The sequence below is a fragment of the Kitasatospora sp. P5_F3 genome (assembly GCF_054049135.1).
In genome coordinates this window covers 61,722-85,039 of record NZ_JBFUMY010000050.1, presented here as the reverse complement: position 1 = coordinate 85,039, position 23,318 = coordinate 61,722, and the positions used below count along the sequence as shown (strand labels likewise).

Annotated in this window: 20 protein-coding genes and 1 riboswitch; of the genes, 10 read left to right on the top strand and 10 right to left on the bottom strand. The window is 69.8% G+C overall.

Features of this window, described 5'->3' with window-relative positions:
* Window positions 1-144: 144 nt before the first annotated feature.
* Window positions 145-558, top strand: a complete 414-nt coding sequence (locus tag ACXJMZ_RS25855) for an ATP-binding protein (protein ID WP_057226987.1) — start codon at window positions 145-147, stop codon at window positions 556-558.
* Between the two features lie 271 nt (window positions 559-829).
* Window positions 830-1,702, top strand: coding sequence for an RNA polymerase sigma factor SigF (locus ACXJMZ_RS25850; RefSeq protein WP_063856958.1), 873 nt, complete (start codon window positions 830-832; stop codon window positions 1,700-1,702).
* Between the two features lie 81 nt (window positions 1,703-1,783).
* Here the strand turns inward: ACXJMZ_RS25850 and ACXJMZ_RS25845 are convergent, their stop codons facing one another.
* Complete coding sequence (locus ACXJMZ_RS25845; protein WP_457032434.1) at window positions 1,784-2,200, bottom strand: hypothetical protein; 417 nt, start codon at window positions 2,198-2,200, stop codon at window positions 1,784-1,786.
* Between the two features lie 51 nt (window positions 2,201-2,251).
* On the opposite strand from ACXJMZ_RS25845, the gene ACXJMZ_RS25840 reads away from it, so the two are divergent.
* Window positions 2,252-3,220: a diacylglycerol/lipid kinase family protein gene (locus tag ACXJMZ_RS25840; protein ID WP_457032433.1), complete on the top strand. Its 969-nt coding sequence runs from the start codon at window positions 2,252-2,254 to the stop codon at window positions 3,218-3,220.
* 350 nt (window positions 3,221-3,570) lie between these two features.
* Window positions 3,571-3,822: a WhiB family transcriptional regulator gene (locus ACXJMZ_RS25835; protein ID WP_014138019.1), complete on the top strand. Its 252-nt coding sequence runs from the start codon at window positions 3,571-3,573 to the stop codon at window positions 3,820-3,822.
* 273 nt (window positions 3,823-4,095) lie between these two features.
* On the opposite strand, the gene ACXJMZ_RS25830 is transcribed toward ACXJMZ_RS25835, so the two are convergent.
* From ACXJMZ_RS25830 to ACXJMZ_RS25800, 7 genes are all read right to left on the bottom strand, one after another.
* The gene (locus ACXJMZ_RS25830; RefSeq protein WP_457032432.1) at window positions 4,096-5,616 is read right to left on the bottom strand and encodes a sensor histidine kinase; all 1,521 of its coding nucleotides are present in this window, start codon (window positions 5,614-5,616) and stop codon (window positions 4,096-4,098) included.
* A gap of 463 nt (window positions 5,617-6,079) precedes the next feature.
* Complete coding sequence (locus ACXJMZ_RS25825; protein ID WP_457032431.1) at window positions 6,080-7,099, bottom strand: SIS domain-containing protein; 1,020 nt, start codon at window positions 7,097-7,099, stop codon at window positions 6,080-6,082.
* Between the two features lie 55 nt (window positions 7,100-7,154).
* The gene (locus ACXJMZ_RS25820; RefSeq protein WP_457032430.1) at window positions 7,155-8,468 is read right to left on the bottom strand and encodes an extracellular solute-binding protein; all 1,314 of its coding nucleotides are present in this window, start codon (window positions 8,466-8,468) and stop codon (window positions 7,155-7,157) included.
* A 366-nt stretch (window positions 8,469-8,834) separates the two neighbouring features.
* On the bottom strand, window positions 8,835-10,358 hold the full coding sequence (locus ACXJMZ_RS25815) for a glycoside hydrolase family 3 protein (protein ID WP_457032429.1): 1,524 nt from the start codon (window positions 10,356-10,358) through the stop codon (window positions 8,835-8,837).
* 7 nt (window positions 10,359-10,365) lie between these two features.
* The gene (locus ACXJMZ_RS25810) at window positions 10,366-11,274 is read right to left on the bottom strand and encodes a carbohydrate ABC transporter permease (RefSeq protein WP_457032450.1); all 909 of its coding nucleotides are present in this window, start codon (window positions 11,272-11,274) and stop codon (window positions 10,366-10,368) included.
* A 2-nt stretch (window positions 11,275-11,276) separates the two neighbouring features.
* Window positions 11,277-12,272: a carbohydrate ABC transporter permease gene (locus tag ACXJMZ_RS25805; RefSeq protein ID WP_057226997.1), complete on the bottom strand. Its 996-nt coding sequence runs from the start codon at window positions 12,270-12,272 to the stop codon at window positions 11,277-11,279.
* Window positions 12,273-12,374: 102 nt separating this feature from the next.
* The gene (locus ACXJMZ_RS25800; RefSeq protein ID WP_457032428.1) at window positions 12,375-13,661 is read right to left on the bottom strand and encodes an extracellular solute-binding protein; all 1,287 of its coding nucleotides are present in this window, start codon (window positions 13,659-13,661) and stop codon (window positions 12,375-12,377) included.
* A gap of 333 nt (window positions 13,662-13,994) precedes the next feature.
* Between ACXJMZ_RS25800 and ACXJMZ_RS25795 the strand changes: the two genes are divergently transcribed.
* From ACXJMZ_RS25795 to ACXJMZ_RS25780, 4 genes are all read left to right on the top strand, one after another.
* Window positions 13,995-14,789, top strand: coding sequence for a GntR family transcriptional regulator (locus tag ACXJMZ_RS25795; RefSeq protein WP_057227001.1), 795 nt, complete (start codon window positions 13,995-13,997; stop codon window positions 14,787-14,789).
* Between the two features lie 176 nt (window positions 14,790-14,965).
* Window positions 14,966-15,235, top strand: a complete 270-nt coding sequence (locus ACXJMZ_RS25790) for a DUF3311 domain-containing protein (RefSeq protein ID WP_057227003.1) — start codon at window positions 14,966-14,968, stop codon at window positions 15,233-15,235.
* Window positions 15,232-16,863, top strand: a complete 1,632-nt coding sequence (gene mctP / locus ACXJMZ_RS25785; protein ID WP_457032427.1) for a monocarboxylate uptake permease MctP — start codon at window positions 15,232-15,234, stop codon at window positions 16,861-16,863. Before ACXJMZ_RS25790 ends, mctP begins: the two co-directional genes overlap by 4 nt.
* Before the next feature lie 114 nt (window positions 16,864-16,977).
* Window positions 16,978-17,724: a histidine phosphatase family protein gene (locus ACXJMZ_RS25780; RefSeq protein WP_457032426.1), complete on the top strand. Its 747-nt coding sequence runs from the start codon at window positions 16,978-16,980 to the stop codon at window positions 17,722-17,724.
* On the opposite strand, the gene ACXJMZ_RS25775 is transcribed toward ACXJMZ_RS25780, so the two are convergent.
* Window positions 17,721-18,662, bottom strand: a complete 942-nt coding sequence (locus ACXJMZ_RS25775; RefSeq protein ID WP_457032425.1) for a helix-turn-helix domain-containing protein — start codon at window positions 18,660-18,662, stop codon at window positions 17,721-17,723. The genes ACXJMZ_RS25780 and ACXJMZ_RS25775 overlap by 4 nt on opposite strands.
* Before the next feature lie 309 nt (window positions 18,663-18,971).
* On the opposite strand from ACXJMZ_RS25775, the gene ACXJMZ_RS25770 reads away from it, so the two are divergent.
* Complete coding sequence (locus ACXJMZ_RS25770; protein ID WP_457032424.1) at window positions 18,972-19,466, top strand: GNAT family N-acetyltransferase; 495 nt, start codon at window positions 18,972-18,974, stop codon at window positions 19,464-19,466.
* A gap of 22 nt (window positions 19,467-19,488) precedes the next feature.
* Here the strand turns inward: ACXJMZ_RS25770 and ACXJMZ_RS25765 are convergent, their stop codons facing one another.
* Complete coding sequence (locus ACXJMZ_RS25765) at window positions 19,489-20,400, bottom strand: hypothetical protein (protein WP_457032423.1); 912 nt, start codon at window positions 20,398-20,400, stop codon at window positions 19,489-19,491.
* 146 nt (window positions 20,401-20,546) lie between these two features.
* Window positions 20,547-20,707: riboswitch (cobalamin riboswitch) on the top strand.
* A 158-nt stretch (window positions 20,708-20,865) separates the two neighbouring features.
* Here ACXJMZ_RS25765 and ACXJMZ_RS25760 point away from each other — a divergent pair.
* Window positions 20,866-23,298: a ribonucleoside-diphosphate reductase subunit alpha gene (locus ACXJMZ_RS25760; protein ID WP_457032422.1), complete on the top strand. Its 2,433-nt coding sequence runs from the start codon at window positions 20,866-20,868 to the stop codon at window positions 23,296-23,298.
* Window positions 23,299-23,318 lie beyond the last annotated feature (20 nt).

Here is a 23,318-nt window from a genome sequence, read left to right as displayed (position 1 = left end):
GGCGTTCCGACCTCTCCGGTATGGGTATGACCGGTACGTACCGCACCACCCCTCTGGACAGTTGGGGCGAAGCAGTTGAACCGAGCAACAGGAAGTGCCGCGGCTTTCGAGCCGCAAGCACCTTGCGTCACCCAGGAGGTGAGGGTGTCCCAGATCGACGGCGATCCCGGCGTGAAGGACTTCGTCGAAGTCCGGCTGCCCGCGGCAGGGGCGTACCTCTCGGTACTGCGAACGGCGACCGCCGGTCTCGCGGCCCGGTTGGACTTCACCCTGGACGAGATCGAGGACCTTCGGATCGCGGTGGACGAGGCCTGCGCCATCCTGCTCCAGCAGGCGGTCCCGGGCTCCGTACTGACCTGCGAGTTCCGGCTGGTGGGCGACTCGCTGCGGGTCACCGTCGCGGCCCCCACCACGGACGGCAGGGCCCCCGAGCGGGACACCTTCGCCTGGACGGTGCTCTCCGCACTGGCCGGCGAGGTGGAGTCCTCGGTGGGTGCCGACAACACGGTGACCATCAGTCTTCACAAGAAGCGCGGCGGAGCACCGGCACCGGTGTGACAGCCGCCGGTGTGAGACCCACCCGCGCAGCCGTACGCCCGGCACCTCAGGTGCCGCGCGTACGGCTCCCCCGTACCGCAGCGCGGTACACCCCATGTGAAGTGCTCCCGGAACGGAACGGGTGACCGCCGTGAGTGATCTCGACCGCACAGGCCTTGCCGGAAGCCCGGCCGCCACCGCCGACGTGACGCTGCCGCCCCAGGCGGGCGTCACCTCCCCGCACCTTGCCCGAACCGACACCGCCGACGTGCACCCGAAGGACACCCATCGGATGAGCCAGCCGACCGATCCGCCGACCGATCCGTCGCCGACTCCGGAGCAGCAGCCCGCTGCGGCCGGTGCCGAGGAGGTGCGCCCCGCGGTCCCCGTCCAGGTGCACCGCTCAGGCGCGCCGGACCGGGAGGCCGCGCGGGCGCTGTTCGTCAAGCTGGCCGGGCTGCCGGAGGGTTCGCCGGAGCGGGTAGAGCTGCGCAACCAGCTGGTCCGGATGCACATCCCGCTGGTCGAGCACCTGGCCCGGCGGTTCCGCAACCGCGGTGAGCCGCTGGACGACCTGACCCAGGTCGCCACCATCGGCCTGATCAAGTCGGTGGACCGCTTCGACCACGAACGCGGGGTCGAGTTCTCCACCTACGCGACCCCGACCATCGTCGGTGAGATCAAGCGGCACTTCCGGGACAAGGGCTGGGCGGTCCGGGTGCCCCGCCGCCTCCAGGAGCTGCGGCTCTCGCTCACCACGGCGACCAGCGAGCTCTCCCAACGGCACGGCCGCTCCCCCACCGTGCACGAGCTGGCCGAGCATCTCGGCATCTCCGAGGAGGACGTGCTGGAGGGCCTGGAGTCGGCCAACGCCTACTCCACCCTCTCCCTGGACGTCCCGGACAGCGACGACGAGTCGCCCGCCGTCGCGGACACCCTGGGCTCCACCGACCTGGCGCTGGAGGGCGTCGAGTACCGGGAGTCGCTGAAGCCGCTGCTGGCCCAACTCCCGCCCCGGGAGCAGAAGATCCTGGTGCTCCGGTTCTTCCGGAACATGACCCAGTCGCAGATCGCGGCCGAGGTGGGCATCTCCCAGATGCACGTCTCCCGGCTGCTGGCCCGGACGCTGGCCCAGCTCCGGGAGAAGCTGCTGGTCGAGGAGTAGGAACGACCACGGCCCGGTCCGGCCCCCGCTTCGACGGGGTGCCCGGACCGGGCCGTGCTGTTGCCCTGGGACTGTCGGCGGCTAGTCGGCGGCGGTCCCGTAGAGCGCCTCGGTCACCTTCGGGTTCAGCAGCGAGCCGATCCCGACCAGGCCGAGCAGCCCGACGGCCACCCCGGCGGCCTGCATCGCGCCGCCGTTCTGCCACATGTAGTAAGCCACCGGCAGGCAGATCGAGTTGGTCAGCACGGCCGGGCTGCGCCCCCACCGGCGCGCCTTGAGCAGCGCGCGCCCTGCAAGGATCGGAAGCGCCCCCATCAGCAACAGGATCACGCCGCCGAGCTCGCTGCGGCCCTGCGCCGGGGCGTCCCAGAGGAAGCCGGCCACGATGTCGTAGAGGCCCCAGCCGGCCAGCGCCGCGCCCTGCAGCGCGGTGATCGCGGCGCCGACGAGCAGCGCGGTGGGCCGGGCAGGGCTTGGGGTGATGGATTCAGCGGTCACTCCAGCAGGGTAGCCGCCGTGCTTGGATCACCGACCCGTAGGCTGAGCGCCATGCGCGCTCTCCTGGTCGTGAACCCGAAGGCGACCACCACGAGTGGACGCACCCGCGACGTGCTGACCCACGCCCTGCGCAGTGACCTGGCCCTGGAAGTCGCGCACACCGAGTACCGCGGCCACGCCCGTGACCTGGCCCGTGACGCGGCCGAGCGAGGTCTCGACCTGGTGGTCTCGCTCGGCGGCGACGGCACGGTGAACGAGATCGTCAACGGGCTGCTCACGCACGGCCCGTCCGACCGGGTGCCCCGGCTGGCCATCGTCCCCGGCGGCTCGACCAACGTGTTCGCCCGCACCCTCGGCCTGCCGAACGACCCGGTGGAGGCGACCGGCGCACTTCTGGACGCCTTGGAGCACCGGCGCGAGCGGGCGGTCAGCCTGGGCAAGGCGATGACCGAGGGCCTGCCGGACCGCTGGTTCACCTTCACGGCCGGCCTGGGCTTCGACGCGGGGGTGGTCGGCCGGGTGGAGGCCCAGCGCCGGGCCGGGCGGAAGTCCACCCACGGGCTCTACGTGAGCCAGGCCCTCCGGCACTACGTGACAGAGCGTGAGCACCGCAGAAACGGCCCCATCACCCTGGAGCTGAACGGCCAGGAATCCGTGCCGGGACTGGTGCTGGCGATAATCTCCAACACCTCGCCGTGGACCTTTCTGGGCAACCGGCCGGTCTTCCCGTCCCCCTCCGCGTCCTTCGACAGCGACCTCGACATCTTCGGCATCACTCGAATGACCGCGTTCGGCACGGCTCGAACGGTGCGTCAGATTCTGCGTTCGCACACGCCTACGGACGGCGCCACAGGGCCGGTCGGCCCTACCGGGAAGCACCTCGTCTCCTATCACGACGTTCGGCACTTCACCTTGGTTTCCCAGGAACCGGCCCCGTTTCAGGTCGATGGGGACCACCTTGGAGACAGGAGTCGCGTCAGTTTCACAGGCGTTCGGCGGGCACTGCGTGTGATTGTGTGACCAGAAGGGCCCCTCGCCCTTCTTCTCGAACGCACAAGCCCCCTTCACCCCATAGAAGTACGGGCTGTGAGCTAGGCGACACCGAAGAATCAAAAATTCCTAGCCGAAGGGGGTTGTATCCGAGCCTGAGGTTTGCGAACCTCTACATGGCGATCGGGACACGTCGCAGCGGGACATACCGCGACAGTTCCCTTGATCCGCCCGAACCCCACTTCTGCACAGACCACCCGGGCCTCATGGGCCTTTGGTCCCTTTTGCTGTTGCGGGATTCGTGAAAGCGTTCACATTCACAAGCCACCACGATTGCGTCGGCCGGACCACAGTCCGCCGACCGGAGGAGTTGGACGAACATGGACTGGCGCCACCGCGCTGTCTGTCGCGAAGAGGACCCGGAGCTGTTCTTCCCGATCGGGAACACCGGTCCTGCTCTGCTGCAGATCGAGGAAGCCAAGGCCGTGTGCCGCCGCTGCCCCGTCATGGAGCAGTGCCTGCAGTGGGCACTGGAGACCGGCCAGGACGCCGGCGTCTGGGGCGGCATGAGCGAGGACGAGCGTCGTGCGATGAAGCGCCGCGCCGCCCGCAACCGGGCCCGCACCGCCTGACATTCCGTCAGCACCGCCTGATCAACACATGATCAAGGGCTTGGCCGCACTTTCGGCCGAGCCTTCCACGGCACGGACACTTGATAGTGTTCACTGAGAGCAATACCGTGGAGCTGTGACGCTCACCGTGTGCAAGCACGTGAGGCGAGCGTCGAGCAACACCACAGAGCCCCCGTTCCGGCCGACTCCCCCCGACGGCCGGAACGGGTTGAGAGGCCCTGTCGACCCACCCCCCCGGTCGACAGGGCCTCGTTGCCTTCTCAGGCCCGGGCTCTAGGGGACGGGGATCTCCAGCACCACCTTGGTGCCACCCTCGGGGTTGGCCACCATGTCGAAGCTACCGCCGAGTTCGTTGGTGGCCAGGGTGCGGACGATCTGCAGACCCAGGTTGCCCGCCGTCTGCGGGTCGAAGCCCTCGGGCATGCCCTTGCCGTTGTCCTGCACCGTGATCAGCAGGTACTCCTCCGGCTTGGCACCGCCGTTCCAGCTCTCCGACCAGCCCGTACCGGTGGCAGGCGCGCGCCCGCGCAGGGCGCTGACCTCGACGTTTCCGCCGTCCTTCGGGTCGAAGGCGTGCTCCAGCGCGTTCTGCAGCACCTCGGTCAGCACCATCGCCAGCGGGGTGGCCACCTCGGCCGACAGGATGCCGAAGCTGCCGGTCCGCCGGGTGGCGACCTTGCCGTCCTGGGACAGCTCCATCACCATCGCCAGCACCCGGTCGGCGATCTCGTCGAAGGCGACCCGCTCGTCCAGGGTCTGCGAGAGCGTCTCGTGCACGATCGCGATCGAGCCGACCCGGCGGACCGCCTCGTCCAGCGCGGCCCGGCCGGTCTCCGAGTCCATCCGGCGGGCCTGCAGCCGGAGCAGCGCCGCGACCGTCTGCAGGTTGTTCTTCACCCGGTGGTGGATCTCCCGGATGGTCGCGTCCTTGGTCATCAACTCACGGTCACGACGGCGCAGTTCGGTGACGTCCCGGGCCAGCACCAGCGAACCGGTCAGGACCCCCTTGGGCTTCAGCGGGATCGCCCGCAGGGTCACCACCCCGCCCTGCGCCTCCACCTCGGTCTGCCGGGGCGCCCAGCCACTGGCCAGCTTGACCAGCGCCTCGTGCACCGCGGCCCGCGCCGGGGGCGCCAACTCAGCGGTGGTGCGGCCGAGGTGACTGCCCACCAGATCGGTGCTGAGTCCGATCCGGTGGTACGCCGAGAGCGCGTTCGGGCTGGCGTAGGTGACGACGCCGTCCGCGTCGAGCCTGATCAGCCCGTCGCCGACCCGGGGTGCGGCGTCCATGTCGGTCTGCTCGACCCCGTGGTACGGGAACGTTCCTGCGGCGATCATCTGGGCCAGGTCGGAGGCGCTCTGCAGGTACGTGAGCTCCAGCCGGCTCGGGGTCCGCACGGTGAGCAGGTTGGTGTTCCTGGCGATCACCCCGAGCACCTTGCCCTCGCGCCGGACCGGGATCGACTCGACCCGGACCGGCACCTCCTCCCGCCACTCCGGATCACCCTCCCGGACGATCCGCCCCTCGTCGTAGGCGGCGTCCAGCAGCGGCCGGCGGCCACGCGGCACCAGGTGGCCGACCATGTCGTCCTGGTACGACGTGGGGCCCGTGTTGGGCCGCATCTGGGCCACCGAGACGTACCGGATGCCGTCCCAGGTGGGGATCCACAGCACCAGGTCGGCGAAGGACAGGTCGGAGAGCAGCTGCCACTCCGAGACCAGCATGTGCAGCCAGTCCACATCGGCACCGGTCAGGGTGGTGTGGCGGCGGACGAGTTCGTTCAGCGAGGGCACAGGGCGAGGGTATCCGCAGCAGGCCCCGGACTGCTTCTCCACTGTGGCCCAGACCAATCTCGGAAGCTCTCTGGACAAGCCGGATTGGTCTAGTCCACAATGAAAGAGCACCAAGGAGCCGCCCCCCGCGCAACTGCCCTGACCGCGCGAGGCAGCTCCTCGGTCGGACGCCCCACACCCCGTCGGCCCCGCACAGCCGACGGCCGGTAGAGGCGCCCGACGACAGCTCCGGGCTGCGGTGCCGCACAGGCTGAGGGTCCTGTGTCGGCGCCGTGGCCCGTAGTGCTTTTCCGACTGCGTCAGCTGTTCGGCAGAGCGTCCAGTTGCACCATCAGGGGCCCGGGGAACGGCGGCGCCGACCTCAGGAGCGTTCAACGTACGTGGATGGTCAGGCACTTTCGCCTGTGACCCGGCGCCATATCTCCTCGCAGTTCCCCGAGCCCCTGCCTTCCGGAGCATTTGCCTAACGGGTCTCGGTGATCTTGGCGAGGGCGCGGGGTGCGTCCGGGTCCTGGCCGCGGGCGATCGCGACCTCGTAGGCGAGTTGCTGGAGCGGCAGGATCTCCAGGACGGGCTGGATCTCCTCGGGGACCCCGGGCGGCAGCGCGAAGCCCGCGGAGGCGGCGTCCACCTGCTCCTGCTGCCCGATCACCACCAGGTCCGCACCGCGCCCCCGCAGGCGGTCCAGCACCGGCTGGAGGGCCTCCCCGCCCTTGCCGTCCGGCACCACCGCGATCACCGGCGAGACGTTGTCGACCATCGCCAGCGGCCCGTGCAGCAGATCCGCGCCGGAGAACGGCGAGGCCGGGATGTAGGTGGTCTCCATCAGCTTGAGCGCGGCCTCCCGCGCGGTCGGGTAGCCGTAGCCGCGCGAGGTGAGCACCAGCCGCTGGGCGAACCGGTACCGCTCGGCCAGCGCCTTGACCTCGGTCTGCCGCCCGAGCACCTCCTCGGCCAGCTCGGGCAGCACCTCGGCGGCCGAGCCGTCCCCACCGCGCAGGCCCTCGACCAGCAGGTAGAGGGCGAGCAGCTCGGCGGTGTAGGTCTTGGTGGCGGGCAGCGCCTTCTCCGGACCGGCCAGCAGGTCGATGTGGAACTCGGAGACCTCGGCCAGCGGCGAGTCGGCGTTGTTGGTGACCGACAGGGTGGTCGCGCCGGCCTCCCGGGCGGCCTTGGTGGAGGCCACCAGGTCGGGTGAGCCGCCGGACTGACTGACCGTGACCACCAGCACGTCGGTCAGGTCGGGCCTGGCCCCGTACGCGGTGATGGTGGACATCGAGGTGAGACCGGCCGGCTTGCCGAGCAGGATCTCGATCAGGTACTTGGCGTAGAGCGCCGCGTTGTCCGAGGTGCCGCGTGCGGTCAGCAGCACGAAGCGCGGCTTGCGGGCGGCGATCCCGGCGGCGACCTCACGGATCTTCGGGCCGCCCTGGTCGAGGATGCGCCGCAGGACGGCGGGCTGCTCGGCCATCTCGGCCGCCATGCCCCCCCCCCCCCCCCCCCCCCCCCCCCCCCCCGGCGCGGGGGTGGACGGAGCGTCAGGACGGGTTGTTGATCAACTCGTCGATCTTCGCGTCGGCCTCCTGGCTGGCCTGGTCGACCGACTTCCCCTTGAGGACGTCGTTCAGCAGGTTCACCAGGACGTTCTGCTTCTCGATCGCGCCCCAGCCGGGGGCGATCGGGGTGAACCAGGCGTCCGGCACCGCGTTCGCTGCGGCGGCGGTGGCGGGCTTGGACTTCAGCGGGCTGAGCTGGGTCAGGTTGTTCGGCAAGGTGTCCTTGTCGACCAGCACCTGCTGCGACTTGGCACTGGTGAACATCCGGATCCAGTCCTTGGCCGCCTCCTGGGACTGCGACTTGGCGGTCACCGCGAGGTCGGAGCCCCCGATGAAGGAGGGCAGCGGCTTGCCGTTCGGGCCCGGCATACCGGCCACCTTGAGGACGTCCTTGAGCTTGGGGTCGCCGCCGACCGGCGCGGTGGCGACGGAGGTCTCCCAGCCGTTGCCGTAGAGCATCGCGGTCTTCGAACGGCCCAGCACGGTGGCCTGGTTGAGCTCGTTCACGGCCAGGTCACCCTTGTTGTACGTCTTCACCAGGTCGACGAAGTGCTGGATGCCCTGCTGGGACTTGGCGTCGTGCAGCGTCCCGTGCCACTTGCCGGCGCTGTCGAACCGGGCGATGCTGCCGCCGTAGGCGGTCACGTAGGACATCGCGGCGTACCAGTACGGTCCTGGCAGGTAGAGCGCGGAGTAGCTCTTGTCGCCCTTGTGCTTGGCCGCCACCTTGTCGAGCGCGGCGCGCAGCTCGTCCTCGTTCTTCGGGAACTCGGCGCTGCCGGTGGCCTCCTGGAAGGCCGCGGCGTTGTAGAGGCCGACCCGGGCGCCCGCGTAGTACGGCACGCAGTAGAGCTTCTCCTGGTACTTGCAGGTGTTGACCAGGCCCTGGATCCAGGTGTCCGAATTCTCGAAGCCAGCCTTGTCGACCGGTGCCAGCGAGCCGTTCAGGATGTACTTCATGGTCTCGGTGTTGCCGAGTTCGACCACGTCCGGTGCCGCGCCGGCGGCCAGTGCCGCGTCCAGTTTGGCGATCTTGTCGGCCCAGGTCTGGTAGCTGAGCTTGAGATCGACTTTCGGGTACTTCTCCGCGAACTCGTCATTGACCTGCTGGACCAGTTCGGGCCAGTTCGCCTGGGCCTCGTTCATCAGCCAGATGGTGACCGAGCCGGTGAGCGTCTTCGGGTCGGTGGTGCTCGGACCGCTGCCCGTGGTGCCGGAGCCGGCGCTGCCCCCGCAGGCCGCTGTGCTGGCGAGCAGTGCCGCGACGCCGAACGTCGCGATGAGCCGACGGTTCACGCCATCCTCCCGGTTGCTTGGCCCGGTCCAACTGTGGTTTAGACCGGATTGCTGGAGACTGGCCTAGACCAAAGCCGGTGTCAACGATTCGCGTGCCTCAAGTGCCGGACGTTGCAGACCCGTTGTGAGTTGTGTGCGCCCTGTGGCCGTTCCGGCACTAAGGGTTCTGTTAAGGCTCTCTTAAGCTCCGCTTGAGGGAGCATCGTCATTTCCGGCCCGGAATTAATTCGGCTCCGGAAAGCGCCGGGACATGACAGAACTGACACACCGTCATTCACCTGCGGCGGGACGGAATTGACCCCGGAAAACCCGGAAGCCCACCTGCCGGCGCAGGTGGGCTTCCGGGTTGCTCGGAGCGTGCTCGGCCTACTGGCCGGTGAGCACCTCGACGGCGGCGAGCCCGAGGACCCGTGCGGCCCCGTGGGTGGCGATGTACAGGGCTCCGGCGGGCGCGGCCTGCGGGACCCCCATCTCGACCACTGCGCCGTCCGGACGGGCCGCCAGGACCCGCTCCAGGACCGCCGTCATCCACTCGTAGCGGTGCGCGTCACGGACCACCAGGACCAGGCTGCGACCCTCGGCCTCGGCCAGCAGCCGGGCCACCGTGGCGTCCAGCGTCCCGGGGGCGGCCTCCGCCGAGTCGACCTTGGCCGTCCGGGTGCCCGGGAACCGGGCCGCCAGCAGGCCGGAGAGGCCCCAGGGGGTGTCGTCGCCGACCGCGAAGTTGGGCTGGTCGGAGAGCGAGACCACGTACGGGCGCTCGGTCACCGGCGGGAAGGCCCGGCCCGGCGCGCGGACCACGCGCAGCGCGCGGCGGGCGGCCCGCAGGCCGATCGCCAGGTCCGGCTCGCCCAGCTGGGCCTGCGACTCGATCCGGGCCCAGCTGCCGAGGGTGCGGACCCGCTGGGCCGCGTCGGCCAGCCGCTCCGCCGGGAGCGCGCCGGAGCGGACGCCCTCGACGATGGCGTCCCGGAGCTCCAGGACGGTCTCCTCCTCGGTGGAGCCGCCGCCGACACAGATCGCGTCGGCACCGGCGGCCAGCGCCATCACGGTGCCAGGGCCCATGCCGTAGGTGTCCGCGATGGCGCCCATCTCGATGCCGTCGGTGACGATCAGGCCCTGGTAGCCCAGCTGGTCCCGGAGCAGGTCGGTGAGCACCGCGCGGCTGAGCGTCGCGGGCAGCTTCGGGTCCAGTACCGGGACCATGATGTGAGCGGTCATCACGGCCTTGGCACCGGCCTCGATCGCCGCCAGGAACGGCACCAGGTCGCGCGAGCGGAGCAGGTCGACGTCCACGTCCACCATCGGCAGGCCGAGGTGCGAGTCGACCGCGGTGTCGCCGTGGCCGGGGAAGTGCTTGGCGCAGGCGGCCACGCCGACCTGCTGCAGGCCCTCCACCCAGGCGGCGGTGTGCCGGGCGCACAGCTCGGGGTCGGCGCCGAACGAGCGGACGCCGATCACCGGGTTGCGCGGGTTGGAGTTGACGTCCGCCGCGGGCGCCCAGTTGTAGTTGATGCCGCAGGTGGCCAGCGCCCGGCCGAGCTCGCGGGCCACGTCCCGGGTGAGCGTGGTGTCGTCCACCGCGCCGAGCGCGAGGTTGCCCGGCCAGGAGGAGCCGGAGCCGACCTCCAGGCGGGTGACGTCGCCGCCCTCCTCGTCGATCGCGATCAGCAGGTCCGGGTTCTCCGAACGCAGCTCGGCGGTGAGCGCCGCCAGCTGCTCCGGGTTCACCACGTTGCGGGCGAACAGCGCGACCGACCCGAGCCCGGCGGCCAGGTGACGGCGGACCCACTCCGGCATGGTGGTGCCGACGAACCCGGGCTGAAGGACCGTCAGCGCATCGCGGTGCAGCTGGTCGCTGTCGGTCACGGCGGGGGTGAGGATGCTCATGATCGGGTCATCCCTTCACGGCACCGGCGGTGAGACCGGAGGCGATACGGCGCTGGACGAGCAGGAAGAAGATCACCACGGGGATGGCCATCATCGTGGAGCCGGCCATCATCGGCGCGTACTCGGTGCCACGCGTCGTGGTGAAGTTGCCGAGCCACACGGTCGCGGTGGTGTTGGTCTGGCTGAGCAGCTGCAGCGCGTACAGGTACTCGTTCCAGGCCTGGATGAAGCCGTAGATCGCGGTGGCCACCATGCCGGGCGCGAGCAGCGGGAAGACCACCCGGACGAACGCCCCGGTCCTGGTGCAGCCGTCGACCATGGCCGACTCCTCGAGCTCCTTCGGGATGTTCACGATGAACCCGCGCAGGGTCCAGACCGTGAACGGCAGCACGAAGGTGAGGTAGGTCAGGATGATGCCGGAGAGCTTGTTGTACTGGCCCAGGTCGTTCAGCAGCAGGAAGACCGGGATGATCATCGCGACCAGCGGGACCATCTGCACCGTCAGGATGCCGACGATGACCACCTTGCGGCCGCGGAACGCGAACCGGGAGATCGCCAGCGCGGCCAGCAGGCCGACCACCAGGCCGATCGCCACCGTGGTGCCCGCGATGATCAGGCTGCGGAACACCGGGCCCCAGAAGTCGGAGACCTCGAGGGCGCGCTTGAAGTTGTCCAGCGTGATCGGGAACGGCAGGAACTTCGGGTCGTTCGAGATCGCGTACTTGTCGGGCTTCAGCGCGGTGTTGACCATCCAGTACACCGGGAAGCCGAGGATCGCGGCGACCGCGACACCGATCAGGTTGTAGAGGCTGCGGCCCTTCGGGCGCGGTGCCTTGGCCTTGATCTTCGGAGCGGGAGTGGCCTTCGCCGGCAGTTCGGTCACGGCGGTCTCGCGAGGTGCGGCCGAGTCGGTCATCGTCACTCCACCTCTCCAATCTTCAGCATCTGGCGCATGTAGACGGCGATCACGCCGAGCAGCAGCAGAACGGTCAGCAGGGCGATGGCCGAACCCATGGAGTAGTCGTTCACCACGAACGCCTTGTCGTACGAGTACGTGGTGAGCAACTGGTACTCGGGCTCGGGGTGGCCGCCGCGCATCAGGAAGACCTGGGCGAAGACACCCATGTCCCAGATCACCGAGAGGGTGGCCAGCATGACGATGATCGGCTTCAGTACCGGGATGGTGACGTAGCGGAAGACCTTGAAGGCGCCGGCCCCGTCCATCCGGGCCGCCTCCTCCAGCTCCTTCGGGACCTGGGTCAGACCGGCGTGCAAGGTGATCGCCACGAACGGGACCGCACCCCAGACCACCAGCACCATGATGATGGCGAAGCCCTGGGTGGAGTCGATGAACCAGTTGTGCCGGTCGAAGTCCAGACCGACCTTGGTCAGCAGCCAGTTGATGACGCCGTAGTCGGTGTCGAACATCCACTTGAAGACGGTGACGGCGACCACGATCGGCATCGCCCAGCTCGCCACCAGGGCGATGTTCATCAGCGTCTTCACCCAGCTGGAGACCCGGATCAGCAGCATCGCGATCAACAGGCCGAGCACCATGGTGAAGGCCACGGCACCGAGGGTGAAGATGATGGTGCGGACGACCACGTCCCAGAAGACGCTGTCGCTCAGCACCGCGGAGAAGTTGTCGAAGCCGAGCCACTCGGTGGGCTGGAAGCCCCACAGCTGGGACTGGCCGAAGTTCTGGAACGACAGCGTGGCCAGGCGGACCAGCGGGTAGCCGAGCACCACGGCCAGCACGACCATGGTCGGCGCCAGCAGCAGCCACGGGGTGGCTGTGCCGGACAGCCGGTTGCCCAGCGAACGGCGGGGCGCTCTGCCTGGAGCGGGGGCTGCCGCAGATGATGAGGGCCGCTGCGGCGGCACCTTCGCGGTGGATGTGTCGGCACTCATCACGTGCTCCTCAGCTACGCCTGGCGCTTGCATACTTCAGGGGCCTCACGACCGGGGCCCGCCGGCCCCCTCTCACAGCGAGGGGGCCGACGGGCTGACGGTTGATCAGGCCTTGTTGATCACGGCGTCGATGGCGGTGTCGGCGGCCTTGGCGGCCTCCTCGACCGTCTTCTTGCCCTGGGCGATGTCCTGCAGGGCGTTCTGCAGGATGTTCGCCTTCTCGACCTGCAGCCAGCCCGGCGCGGTCGGGACGAACCAGCTGATCTCGGCCGCGGTCGCGGTGGGCGCGGTCTTCGGGTCCGCCTTGAGCGGGGCCAGCTGGGTCTTGTTGTTCGGCAGGTTGCCCGCCTTGATCAGGACTTCCTGGGCCTTGGTGTTGGTGAAGGCGTTGATCCACTCGGAAGCGGCGGTCTTGGCCTTCGACTTCACCGGCACGGCGAGGTCCGAACCACCGAGGAAGGTGGAGAGGTTCTTGCCGGACGGGCCGGGCATCACGAAGGACACGAGGTTGTCCTTGAGCGTGCCACCGGTCTTGTCGAACTTCGGGTCGGCGGCGGAGCCACCCTCCCAGCCCGAGCCGTAGATCATGTTGGAGCTGCCCAGGCCGTAGACGATGTAGCGGTCCGCGTCGTCCTTGGTCAGGTCGCCCTTCATGTACTTGCCGAGGGCGTCCTTCCAGGCGGTCAGGCCCTTGATGGACTCCGGGGTGGAGAGCGAGGCCTTCCACTTGTCGCCGTCCTGCTTGGCGATCGAGCCGCCGGCGTCGGTGACGAAGGACATCGCGGTGTACCAGTCACGCGACGGCTGGTACCAGGCCGAGAACTTGTCGCCCTGCTTGGCCTGGATCTTGTCCAGGGCAGCGGTCAGGTCGGCGTAGGTGGTCGGCACGGCGGTGACGCCGGCGCCCGCGGCGATGTCCTTGCGCCAGGTGGCCACGCGGGCACCGGCGTAGTAGGGGACACCGTAGGTCTTGCCGTTGTAGGTGGCGGAGGCCTTGAGGCCGTCCAGCCACGCGCTGCTGTTCTCGAACTTCGCGGTCTCCAGCGGGGCCAGCGCACCCTTGATCATGTAGGGCAGCATCTCCGTGTTGCCCATCTCGACCACGTCCGGCACGGCGTCGGTGGCAAGAACGGAGTCGAGCTTGGTGTTCTTGTCCTTCCAGCCGTAGTACTCGTGGTTGATCTTGATGCCCGGGTACTTGGCGGTGATGGCGTCGTCCGCCGACTTCACCAGGTCCGGCCAGTTCTGCTGGGCGTCGACGGTCAGCCACACGGTGAGGGCGGTGGGGGCGGCCTCCTTCGCGTCACCGCCGCTCTTCGCGTCCGAACCACAAGCGGCAAGACCGACGACCATTGCTGCGACGCCGACCGCCGCGATGAGCTGACGCTTCACGCCATCCTCCTGAGGGATGCCCGGGTTGCCCCCACCTGGGCAGCGACGTACCGACATATATCGGCGGAAAGCCTGTCGCGAACCCTTGGAACGGGGTTGGGAAATTCATGTTTGGTCTGCAGTGGTGTAGACCAGATGCCAGGAGCTTGGCCTAGACCAATGGGTGTGTCAACGGCTCCAGAACCAATCAGGACCACCCGTTATCAAGCCGACACCGCTCATCGTTCATCGCGTGATGAGGGCCCCGTTCACGGCTCATACGTGCAACGATGTGTGCCGTTAACGATGAAGCGGGGCCCGGGAAGGCTTCGCGAGCACCGGGAGATGCGGCGGATGAGCAGCGACGGGGGCACCACTGCCCAGGTGAACCACCCCCAGGCCAAGAACCTGCCGACACAGAGCGCGGCCGACCCGACCGCCCGCGTGCCTAAGTACTACGGACTGAAGCGCCACCTGCTACAGCTCACCGAGACCCAGCCGGCCGGCACTCCGGTGCCGCCGGAGCGGGCACTGGCCGCACAGTTCGACACCTCCCGGACCACCGTCCGGCAGGCGTTGCAGGAGCTGGTGGTCGAGGGCCGGCTGGAGCGGATCCAGGGCAAGGGCACTTTCGTGGCCAAGCCCAAGGTCGCCCAGGCACTCCAACTCACCTCCTACACCGAGGACATGAGGGCGCAGGGCCTGGAGCCCACCTCCCGGCTGATCGAGGTCGGCTACATCACCGCCGACGACCGGCTGGCCCCGCTGCTTGACATCAAGCCCGGCGGCCGGGTGCTCCGGATCGAGCGGCTGCGTCTCGCCAACGGCGACCCGATGGCGATCGAGGTCGCGCACCTCTCCGCCAAGCGCTTCCCCGCGCTACGCCGCAACCTGGTCAAGCACAACTCCCTCTACACCGCGCTGCGCGAGGTGTACGGGGTGACCGTGGCGGAGGCCGAGGAGACCATCGAGACCACCCTGGCCAACCCGCGCGAGGCCGGGCTGCTCGGCTCCGACCTCGGACTGCCGATGCTCCAGCTCTCCCGGCACTCCTTCGACGCCGACGACACACCGGTCGAGTGGGTCCGCTCGATCTACCGGGGCGACCGCTACAAGTTCATCACCCGCCTCCAGCGACCGGCCTCCTGACGAGGCATTGGTCCGATATCCGGGAAGTTCAGCACGGAGTAGTGACACGCGTCACCCGGTGACCTAGATTTCGCTGCCGTAGTGACAAGTCGATCACCACGGGTGCTGCTCGGCGGACGCACGATCCTGTGCGTTGCGGCGCGTTGAGGTGAGCCCTCACCAGCGGAGCCGTTCACATGTCGTCAGAAACCCCGGCCGGAGCGCAGCTCCCGGTGGTCACCCCCGCGCGGGTGCTCGCCGGGCTGAGCCTGCTGCTCCCGGTCGTCGCGATGCTCTGGGTGTCCTCGTACACCAAGGCCACCCCCGAACTGGGCGGACTGCCCTTCTTCTACTGGTACCAGCTGGCCTGGGTGCCGGCCTCGGCGATCTTCACAGTGGCGGCGTACCTGCTGCTGCGCCGGGACGAGCAGGCCCGCAAGGCCGCGGCGGGCGGTGCGTCCGCATGAGCCACTCCGGCGTCAACTGGACCGCGCTGACGGTCTTCCTGGTGTTCTTCGTGCTGGTCACCGTGATGGGCTTCCTGGCCTCGCGCTGGCGCCGGGCGGACAACGCCCAGCACCTGGACGAGTGGGGCCTCGGCGGCCGCAGCTTCGGCACCTGGGTCACCTGGTTCCTGCTCGGCGGCGACCTCTACACGGCGTACACCTTCGTCGCCGTCCCCGCCCTGGTCTACGGGGCGGGCGCGGCGGGCTTCTTCGCGGTGCCGTACACGATCATCGCGTACCCGCTGGTCTTCCTCTTCCTGCCGCGTCTGTGGTCGGTCTCCCGGGTGCACGGCTACGTCACCCCGGCCGACTTCGTCCGCGGGCGGTACGGCTCCAGGCCGCTCGCGCTGGTGGTCGCGCTCACCGGCATCCTGGCCACCATGCCGTACATCGCGCTCCAACTGGTCGGCATCCAGGCCGTGCTGGACGTGCTCGGGGTCGGCGGCAGCGCGGACAGCAACTGGTTCGTCAAGGACCTGCCGCTGTTCCTGGCCTTCGCGGTGCTGGCCGCCTACACCTACTCCTCCGGCCTGCGCGCCCCGGCGCTGATCGCCTTCGTCAAGGACACCCTGGTGTACCTGGTGATCATCGTCGCGGTGATCTACATCCCGATGCGGCTCGGCGGCTACGGCGCGATCTTCGACTCGGCCGCGCAGAAGTTCAGCGCCCCGGGCTCCAAGGGCGCGCTGATCACCGGCCCGAAGGCGCAGTGGGGGTACGCCACGCTGGCGTTCGGCTCGGCGCTGGCGCTCTTCATGTACCCGCACTCGGTGACCGGCGTACTGGCCTCCAGGTCCCGCAACACGGTGCGCCGGAACATGGCCATCATGCCCGCGTACTCGCTGATGCTCGGTCTGCTCGCGCTGCTCGGCTTCATGGCCATCGCGGCCGGTGTCGGGACCGGCGTGAAGGGCTTCAACCCGCAGCTCTCGGTGCCCCAGCTGTTCGAGAACATGTTCCCGGACTGGTTCACCGGGGTGGCCTTCGCCGCGATCGGGATCGGCGCGCTGGTGCCCGCCGCGATCATGTCGATCGCCGCGGCCAACCTGTTCACCCGCAACATCTACAAGGAGTTCCTGAAGCCGGCCGCCACCCCGGCGGACGAGACCAAGGTCGCCAAGCTGGCCTCGCTGCTGGTCAAGGTCGGCGCGCTGGCCTTCGTGCTGCTGATGGACAAGCAGTTCGCGATCAACCTCCAGCTGCTCGGCGGGATCTGGATCCTGCAGACCTTCGTGTCGATCGTCGGCGGCCTGTTCACCCGGTGGTTCCACCGCTGGGCGCTGCTGGCCGGCTGGGCGGTCGGCATGACCTACGGCACCTGGAAGGCGTACGGGGTCTCCTCGGCCGCCACCAAGCACTTCGGCGGCAGTTCGGCCGAGATCCCCGGCATCGGCGAGATCGGCTACATCGGCCTGACCGCCTTCGTGCTCAACGTGCTGGTCACCGTGGTGCTCACGCTGGTCCTGCGGGCCGCCAAGGTGGCCGACAGCGTCGACGAGACCAGCTCGTCCGACTACACGGCCGAGGCCCCGCCCCGGTCGAAGACGGCCGACGCCCCGGAGGCTCCGGAGCCTGTCGCGGCGCACTGATTCACCCGGGCGCACCGGCCCGTACCGCGCGCGCCCTGTGATCGCGCCGTCCTCCCGGTCAACACTGGAAGGACGGCGCGATCATTTCTATGACCGGACCACGGGGAGAAGAACATGGCGGAACCCAGCAGTAACGTCCTGAACGGCCACCGCAGCACCGTCCGCACCCCGGCGCCCCAGCCCTCGGTGCTGATCGCCACCAGACACGGCGAGAGCATCGCCAACGTCGAGTTCCAGCTCGCGACCGAGACCGGCGCGCTGACCGTCCCGATCACCTGCCGGGACGCCGACATCCCGCTCTCGCTGCACGGCCAGGCGCAGGCCCAGGCACTCGGCCGCTGGTGGGCCGCCCTCCCCCCGGCCGACCGGCCGCGCTCGGTCTGGTGCTCGCCCTACGTGCGGACCACCGAGACGGCCCGGATCGCGCTCGCCCAGGCGAGCGGGCTCGGGGCGGTGCCGGTCGGTCTGACCGTCCGCCACGACGACCGGCTGCGGGACCGGGAGTTGGGCGTGCTGGAGATGCTCACCAAGGCCGCGATCGAGAAGGAGCACCCGGGCGAGGCGGCCCGCCGGCGCAAGATGGGCGAGCTCTACTACCGCCCGCCGGGCGGCGAATCGTTTCTGGACGTCGCGCTGCGGGTGCGGAGCCTGCTCCGGGACCTCCGTGAGGAGGAGGACGGCCGGCCGGTGCTGGTGGTCGCGCACGACTGCCCGGTGCTGATGATCCGTTACGTCCTCGACCGGTTGAGCGAATCCCAGCTGCTCGATCTCCCCCCCGTCGCCAACTGCTCCACCAGTCTCTGGCGCAACCGGGCCGGCTCGCTCCGCCCGGATTCGTGGAACCGCACCGACCACCTCTAGCCGAAGGTGCGGCGGTAGGCCTGCGGGGTGGTGCCGAGCCAGCGGGTGAAGTGGTGGCGGAGGGTGGCCGCGTTACCGAAGCCGCAGGAGGCCGCGACCATCTCGACCGGCTCGTTGGTGCCCTCCAGCAGGCGTTGGGCCTGGAGCAGGCGCTGGTTGGTGAGCCAGCGGTGCGGGGTGGTGCCGGTCTCCTGCTGGAACCGGCGGGCGAAGGTGCGCGGCGACATGTGGGCCCGGGCGGCGAGCTGTTCCACCGTCAGCTCCTGGTGCAGGTGCCGGCGGAGCCAGTCGAGCAGGCCGCCGAGCGAGTCCTCGTCGTTCTCCGGCAGCGGCCGGGCGACGAACTGGGCCTGCCCGCCGTCCCGGTGCGGCGCGACCACCATCCGCCGGGCGATCCCACGGGCCACCTCGGCGCCCTGGAGCTTGCGGACCAGGTGCAGGCAGGCGTCGATCCCGGCGGCGGTGCCGGCCGAGGTGATCACCGGGTCCTCGTCCACGTAGAGCACGTCCGGCTCGACCCTGGTGAGCGGGAAGCGGGCGGCCAGCCGGTCGGTGTGCCGCCAGTGGGTGGTGGAGCGGCGGCCGTCCAGCAGCCCGGCGGCGCCGAGCAGGAAGGCGCCGCTGCAGATCGAGAGAACGCGCGCGCCGCGCTCGGCCGCCGCCCGCAGCGCCTCGATCAGCGGCGCCGGGTACTCGTCCCGGATCGTCGTGGCGGCGGCGATCACCAGGTCGGCCTGGGCCAGCCGTTCGGCACCGTGCTCGACGTCGATGCTGTACCCGGCGTGGGTGCGCAGCTTCCCCGGCCGGTCGGAGGCCACCGCGAAGTCGTAGACCGGCAGGCCGTTGTCGCTCCGGTCGAGGCCGAAGACCTCGCAGGCCAGGCCGAGTTCGAAGGGGTGGACCTCTTCCAGCACCACGGTGACGACGTTCTGCAGCATGCTGTCAGGATGCCCGATGGCAGGATATCGATGCAACAGGTCATTTCTGCCACTCGTCCCGCCGCGCGGGCGGCGGGAGAGTGGAGCCATGAACTCCTCCACCCTCGCAAGTGCCCTGGCCCTGCTCGCCGTCCTCGGCTCGTTCGCCCTGCTGGGCGCGCTGGTCGGCCGGGACGTCGAGCGCAACTCCCGGCACGGCCGCGACAACTGGCACCACCCCGGCGGCTATCCCCGCGAACCCGCTCCCGGCGACCGGCTGCTCGGCGCCCTGCCCGCCGCATCGGACTCGCGTTCGGGCAGACTGGCAGCATGGACCTCGTCATCCGCCGCGCCGTCGAAGCCGATCTCGAAGCAGTCGGAGCCGTCACCCACGAAGCCTTCGTCGGTGACGGCCACAGCCCGGCCGACGGCCCTTACGCCGCTCAACTCCTTGACGCCCGCCCTCGGTTCGAGCAGGCGGAACTCCTCGTCGCGGTCGATCCGGCCGACGGACGAGTGCTCGGCTGCGTGACCTTCGCGGTCGGCGGCACCGGCTTCGCCGACATCGCCGAACCGTCCGAGGGTGAGATCCGGATGCTCGCGGTCAGCGGCGCGGCGCGCGGCCGGGGAGCGGGCGAGGCCCTGGTCCGCGCCTCGATCGCCCGCAGCCGGGAGCTCGGGCTGACCGGGATGGCCTTCTCCACCCGCCCGTCGATGACCTCGGCCCACCGGCTCTACGAGCGGCTGGGCTTCCGGCGAACCCCCGAGCGGGACTGGGACGTCCGACCCGGGGTGCGCCTGCTGGTCTACGCGATGGCTTTCTGACGAGCCGTCCGGCCCGCGGGCGTCAGCCGGCCGGGCTCTCCGAGGCCTTCTTGATGACCCGGTCCGTCAGGGTCTTCTTGGTGAAGTCCGCGAAGGACTTGGCCGCGGCCGCCGAGACCGGGTCGTCCTTCACCTCGGGCTTGAGCGAGCCGGCCACCGTGTAGAACACGTACCGGCCGAGCGAGGCGTGCGTCTCCGGGCAGCCGCCCGAGGTGCAGAAGTTGGCGCCCTTCTCGACCAGCCCCTGGATCGCCCCGACATGCTTGGCCAGCACCGCGTCGGCGCTCTCCTTCTTCTCGAACACCGCGATTCCGACCGTCACCACGCTGCCCTCGGAGACGTAGCTGGCGCGCACCAGGCCCCGGCAGGAAGCGCCGACCAGGACCTTGCCCAGCCCGCCCGTCGTCGTGCCGCAGGCGGCGTCGCTGTCCGTGACCAGTCGGGTCCAGGTCCGGCCGTCGATCGTCCTGGTCTGGGCCGGGAAGAGGGCTGCGGCATCGGTCGGCCCCTTGTCGGTGGCCGTACTCGCCAACAGGTCGGCGGCCTTCGGCGATGGGGTGGGCTTCGCGGGAGAGGCCGCCGGCGAGGAGACGGCTGTGGTCGGGCCGGGCTTGGGCTCCTCCCCGCGCTTGCCCGCGATCACCACACCGGTGGCGGTCAGGGCGCCGACCACCAGGACGGCGACGACGACGCCACCGATCAGGCGCCGACGGCGCTTGCGGGACTCCTGCTCGTGACGGTCCGCCAGATCGGCCCAGTCGGGCTCAACCGGCCCGCCGAACTGCTGCTGTTGCTGCCACGGGGCCTGCTGCGGCAGATACATGCCACCCGGCTGCCCCGGCCCCGGCTGCGGGTACGGAGGCTGCGGGACCGGCTGGCCCGGTATCGGCTGTTCGGGCTGCTGACCGGTCGGCGTACCCGTTCCCTCGCTCATGAGGCGAGATAGTAATCCAAAGCGCCGACGCAGGGCCGATCGGTGACTGTTTTGTGCCCGGGCAGTGTGCGCCGACCGTCCGCCGACCGATCCGACGGCGTCGTCCCCGAACCCGACGAGGAGTCAGCCCGACACACTGCGCGCACAAGATGTGGGGTCACGTCGGCAGGGTGCCACTACATGTATGCTCGCTCTCGCTGTCGAAGCAGGGGAACCCGGTGTGATTCCGGGACTGCCCCGCAGCGGTGAGCGCGCGGCCCAAGGGGCGCCCGTGAGTCCGAGGACCTGCCGACGGTGTGCGACACGGCTTCCCCGCAGACGCCATTCAGCACAGCAGTGACATCCGGGCCTCGCGGGCGGGCCGGGGGGGTATTCGCGCGCGCCGTCAGGTGTTCCGCGCCGCTCCCCTGTGCCCTGACGGTCCGGTAGCCCCTCGCCGACCGCCGCCGCCAGGAGAGAAGCGCCTTGACCATCGCTGCCTCAGTTGCCCTGCCCTCCCAGGGTTCTGCCGACTCCGCTCACACCGACCCTGGTGCTGCGCTGCTTCGGCTGCTCACCGACCGCAGCATCGACCTGCCCCAGGTGGACCCCGGCCACGTCGCGGCCGCTGCGCTGCGCGGCCGGAACGCCAACTCGGACTTCGCCGAGCTGCGCGGACTGGCCGTGGAAGCTGCCGCCTCGATGATCGCCGAGGACCCGCAGTACTCGAAGCTCGCCGCCCGCCTGCTCGCCCTGGAGATCCAGGACGAGGCGATCGGCCAGGGCGCCGTCTCCTTCTCCGCCTCGATCGTGGTCGGCCACACCGAGGGCCTGATCGGCGACGTCACCGCCGCGTTCGTGGCCAAGCACTCCGACGCTTTCGACGCCCTGATCGACCAGCAGGGCGACGACCGCTTCGAGTACTTCGGCCTGCGCACCGTGCAGTCCCGGTACCTGCTGCGCCACCCGATCACCCGCAAGGTGATCGAGACCCCGCAGCACTTCCTGCTCCGGGTCGCGGCCGGTCTCGCGGTCGGTGACACCGAGCAGTCGGTGGCCGAGGTGGCCGAGCTCTACACCCTGATGAGCCGCCTGGAGTACCTGACCTCCTCGCCGACGCTCTTCAACTCCGGCACCAAGCACCCGCAGATGTCCTCCTGCTACCTGCTGGACTCGCCGCTGGACAACCTGGACTCGATCTACAGCCGCTACGCGCAGATCGCCCGGCTCTCCAAGCACGCCGGCGGCATCGGCCTCTCCTACAGCCGGATCCGTTCGCGCGGCAGCCTGATCCGCGGCACCAACGGCAAGTCCAACGGCATCGTCCCGTTCCTGCGCACCCTGGACTCCTCGGTCGCCGCGGTGAACCAGGGCGGCCGCCGCAAGGGCGCCGCCTGCGTGTACCTGGAGACCTGGCACGCCGACATCGAGGAGTTCCTGGAGCTCCGCGACAACACCGGCGAGGAGGCGCGGCGTACGCACAACCTGAACCTCGCGCACTGGATCCCGGACGAGTTCATGCGCCGGGTGAACGCCAACGCCGACTGGTCGCTGTTCTCCCCCGCCGACGTGCCCGAGCTGGTCGACCTCTGGGGCGCCGACTTCGACGCCGCCTACCTGAAGGCCGAAGCCGAGGGCAAGGCCGTCCGCACCATCCCGGCGCAGACCCTGTACGCCCGGATGATGCGCACCCTGGCCACCACCGGCAACGGCTGGATGACCTTCAAGGACGCCGCCAACCGGGCCGCCAACCAGACCGCCGTGCCCGGCCGCACCGTGCACTCCTCGAACCTCTGCACCGAGATCCTGGAGGTCACCGACGACTCCGAGACCGCGGTCTGCAACCTCGGCTCGGTCAACCTCGGTGCGCACGTCGCGATCGGCGCCACCGCCGCCGACCTGCTCAACTCCATGGACTGGGACCGGCTGGACGCCACCGTGCGCACCGCCGTGACCTTCCTGGACCGGGTCATCGACATCAACTTCTACCCGACCCCCGAGGCCGGCACCTCCAACTCCCGCTGGCGCCCGGTCGGCCTCGGCGTGATGGGCCTTCAGGACGTCTTCTTCCAGCTCCGGCTGGACTTCGACTCGGCCGAGGCCAAGCAGCTCTCCACGCTGATCGCCGAGCGGATCATGCTGGTCGCCTACGAGCGCTCCAGCGAGCTGGCCGTCCAGCTCGGCCGGCACGAGGCGTACGCGGAGACCCGCGCCGCCCGCGGCCAGCTGCACATCGACCACTTCGAGACCGCGCCGCAGTGGGCCGACCGATGGGACGCGCTGCGCGCCACCATCGCCGAGACCGGCCTGCGCAACTCGCTGCTGCTGGCGATCGCGCCGACCGCGACCATCGCCTCGATCGCCGGCGTGTACGAGTGCATCGAGCCGCAGGTGTCCAACCTGTTCAAGCGCGAGACCCTCTCCGGCGAGTTCCTCCAGGTCAACCCGTACCTGATCCGCGACCTCAAGGAGCTGGGCGTCTGGGACGCGCAGACCCGGGACGCGCTGCGCGAGTCGAACGGCTCGGTGCAGGACCTCAACTGGCTGCCCGCCGAGGTCCGTTCGCTCTACCGCACCGCCTGGGAGCTGCCGCAGCGGGCGCTGATCGACCTGGCCGCCGCCCGGCAGCCGTACATCGACCAGAGCCAGTCGCTGAACCTCTTCATGGCTGCGCCGACCATCGGCAAGCTGAGCTCGATGTACGCGTACGCCTGGAAGGTCGGTCTGAAGACCACCTACTACCTGCGCTCGCGCCCGGCCACCCGGATCGCCCAGGCCGCCTCCGGTGCCGCCCGCGCCGCCGTCCCGGCGCCGTCCGCCCCCGTCGCGGTGGCCGCTCCGACCACCCTCACTCCGGAGGAGGAGGCAGCGCTCGCCTGCTCCCTGGAGAACCCCGAGTCCTGCGAGGCCTGCCAGTGAGCACCACCCCCGACCGCGAG

Coding starts and splice junctions, on each gene's coding strand:
- ACXJMZ_RS25795 (WP_057227001.1), top strand. CDS start 13,995: ATGAGCAGCGACGGGGGCACCACTGCCCAGGTGAACCACCCCCAGGCC.
- ACXJMZ_RS25775 (WP_457032425.1), bottom strand. CDS start 18,662: ATGCTGCAGAACGTCGTCACCGTGGTGCTGGAAGAGGTCCACCCCTTC.
- ACXJMZ_RS25780 (WP_457032426.1), top strand. CDS start 16,978: ATGGCGGAACCCAGCAGTAACGTCCTGAACGGCCACCGCAGCACCGTC.
- ACXJMZ_RS25815 (WP_457032429.1), bottom strand. CDS start 10,358: ATGAGCATCCTCACCCCCGCCGTGACCGACAGCGACCAGCTGCACCGC.
- ACXJMZ_RS25825 (WP_457032431.1), bottom strand. CDS start 7,099: ATGGCGGCCGAGATGGCCGAGCAGCCCGCCGTCCTGCGGCGCATCCTC.
- ACXJMZ_RS25770 (WP_457032424.1), top strand. CDS start 18,972: ATGGACCTCGTCATCCGCCGCGCCGTCGAAGCCGATCTCGAAGCAGTC.
- ACXJMZ_RS25850 (WP_063856958.1), top strand. CDS start 830: ATGAGCCAGCCGACCGATCCGCCGACCGATCCGTCGCCGACTCCGGAG.
- ACXJMZ_RS25835 (WP_014138019.1), top strand. CDS start 3,571: ATGGACTGGCGCCACCGCGCTGTCTGTCGCGAAGAGGACCCGGAGCTG.
- ACXJMZ_RS25840 (WP_457032433.1), top strand. CDS start 2,252: ATGCGCGCTCTCCTGGTCGTGAACCCGAAGGCGACCACCACGAGTGGA.
- ACXJMZ_RS25765 (WP_457032423.1), bottom strand. CDS start 20,400: ATGAGCGAGGGAACGGGTACGCCGACCGGTCAGCAGCCCGAACAGCCG.
- ACXJMZ_RS25810 (WP_457032450.1), bottom strand. CDS start 11,274: ATGACCGACTCGGCCGCACCTCGCGAGACCGCCGTGACCGAACTGCCG.
- mctP (WP_457032427.1), top strand. CDS start 15,232: ATGAGCCACTCCGGCGTCAACTGGACCGCGCTGACGGTCTTCCTGGTG.
- ACXJMZ_RS25790 (WP_057227003.1), top strand. CDS start 14,966: ATGTCGTCAGAAACCCCGGCCGGAGCGCAGCTCCCGGTGGTCACCCCC.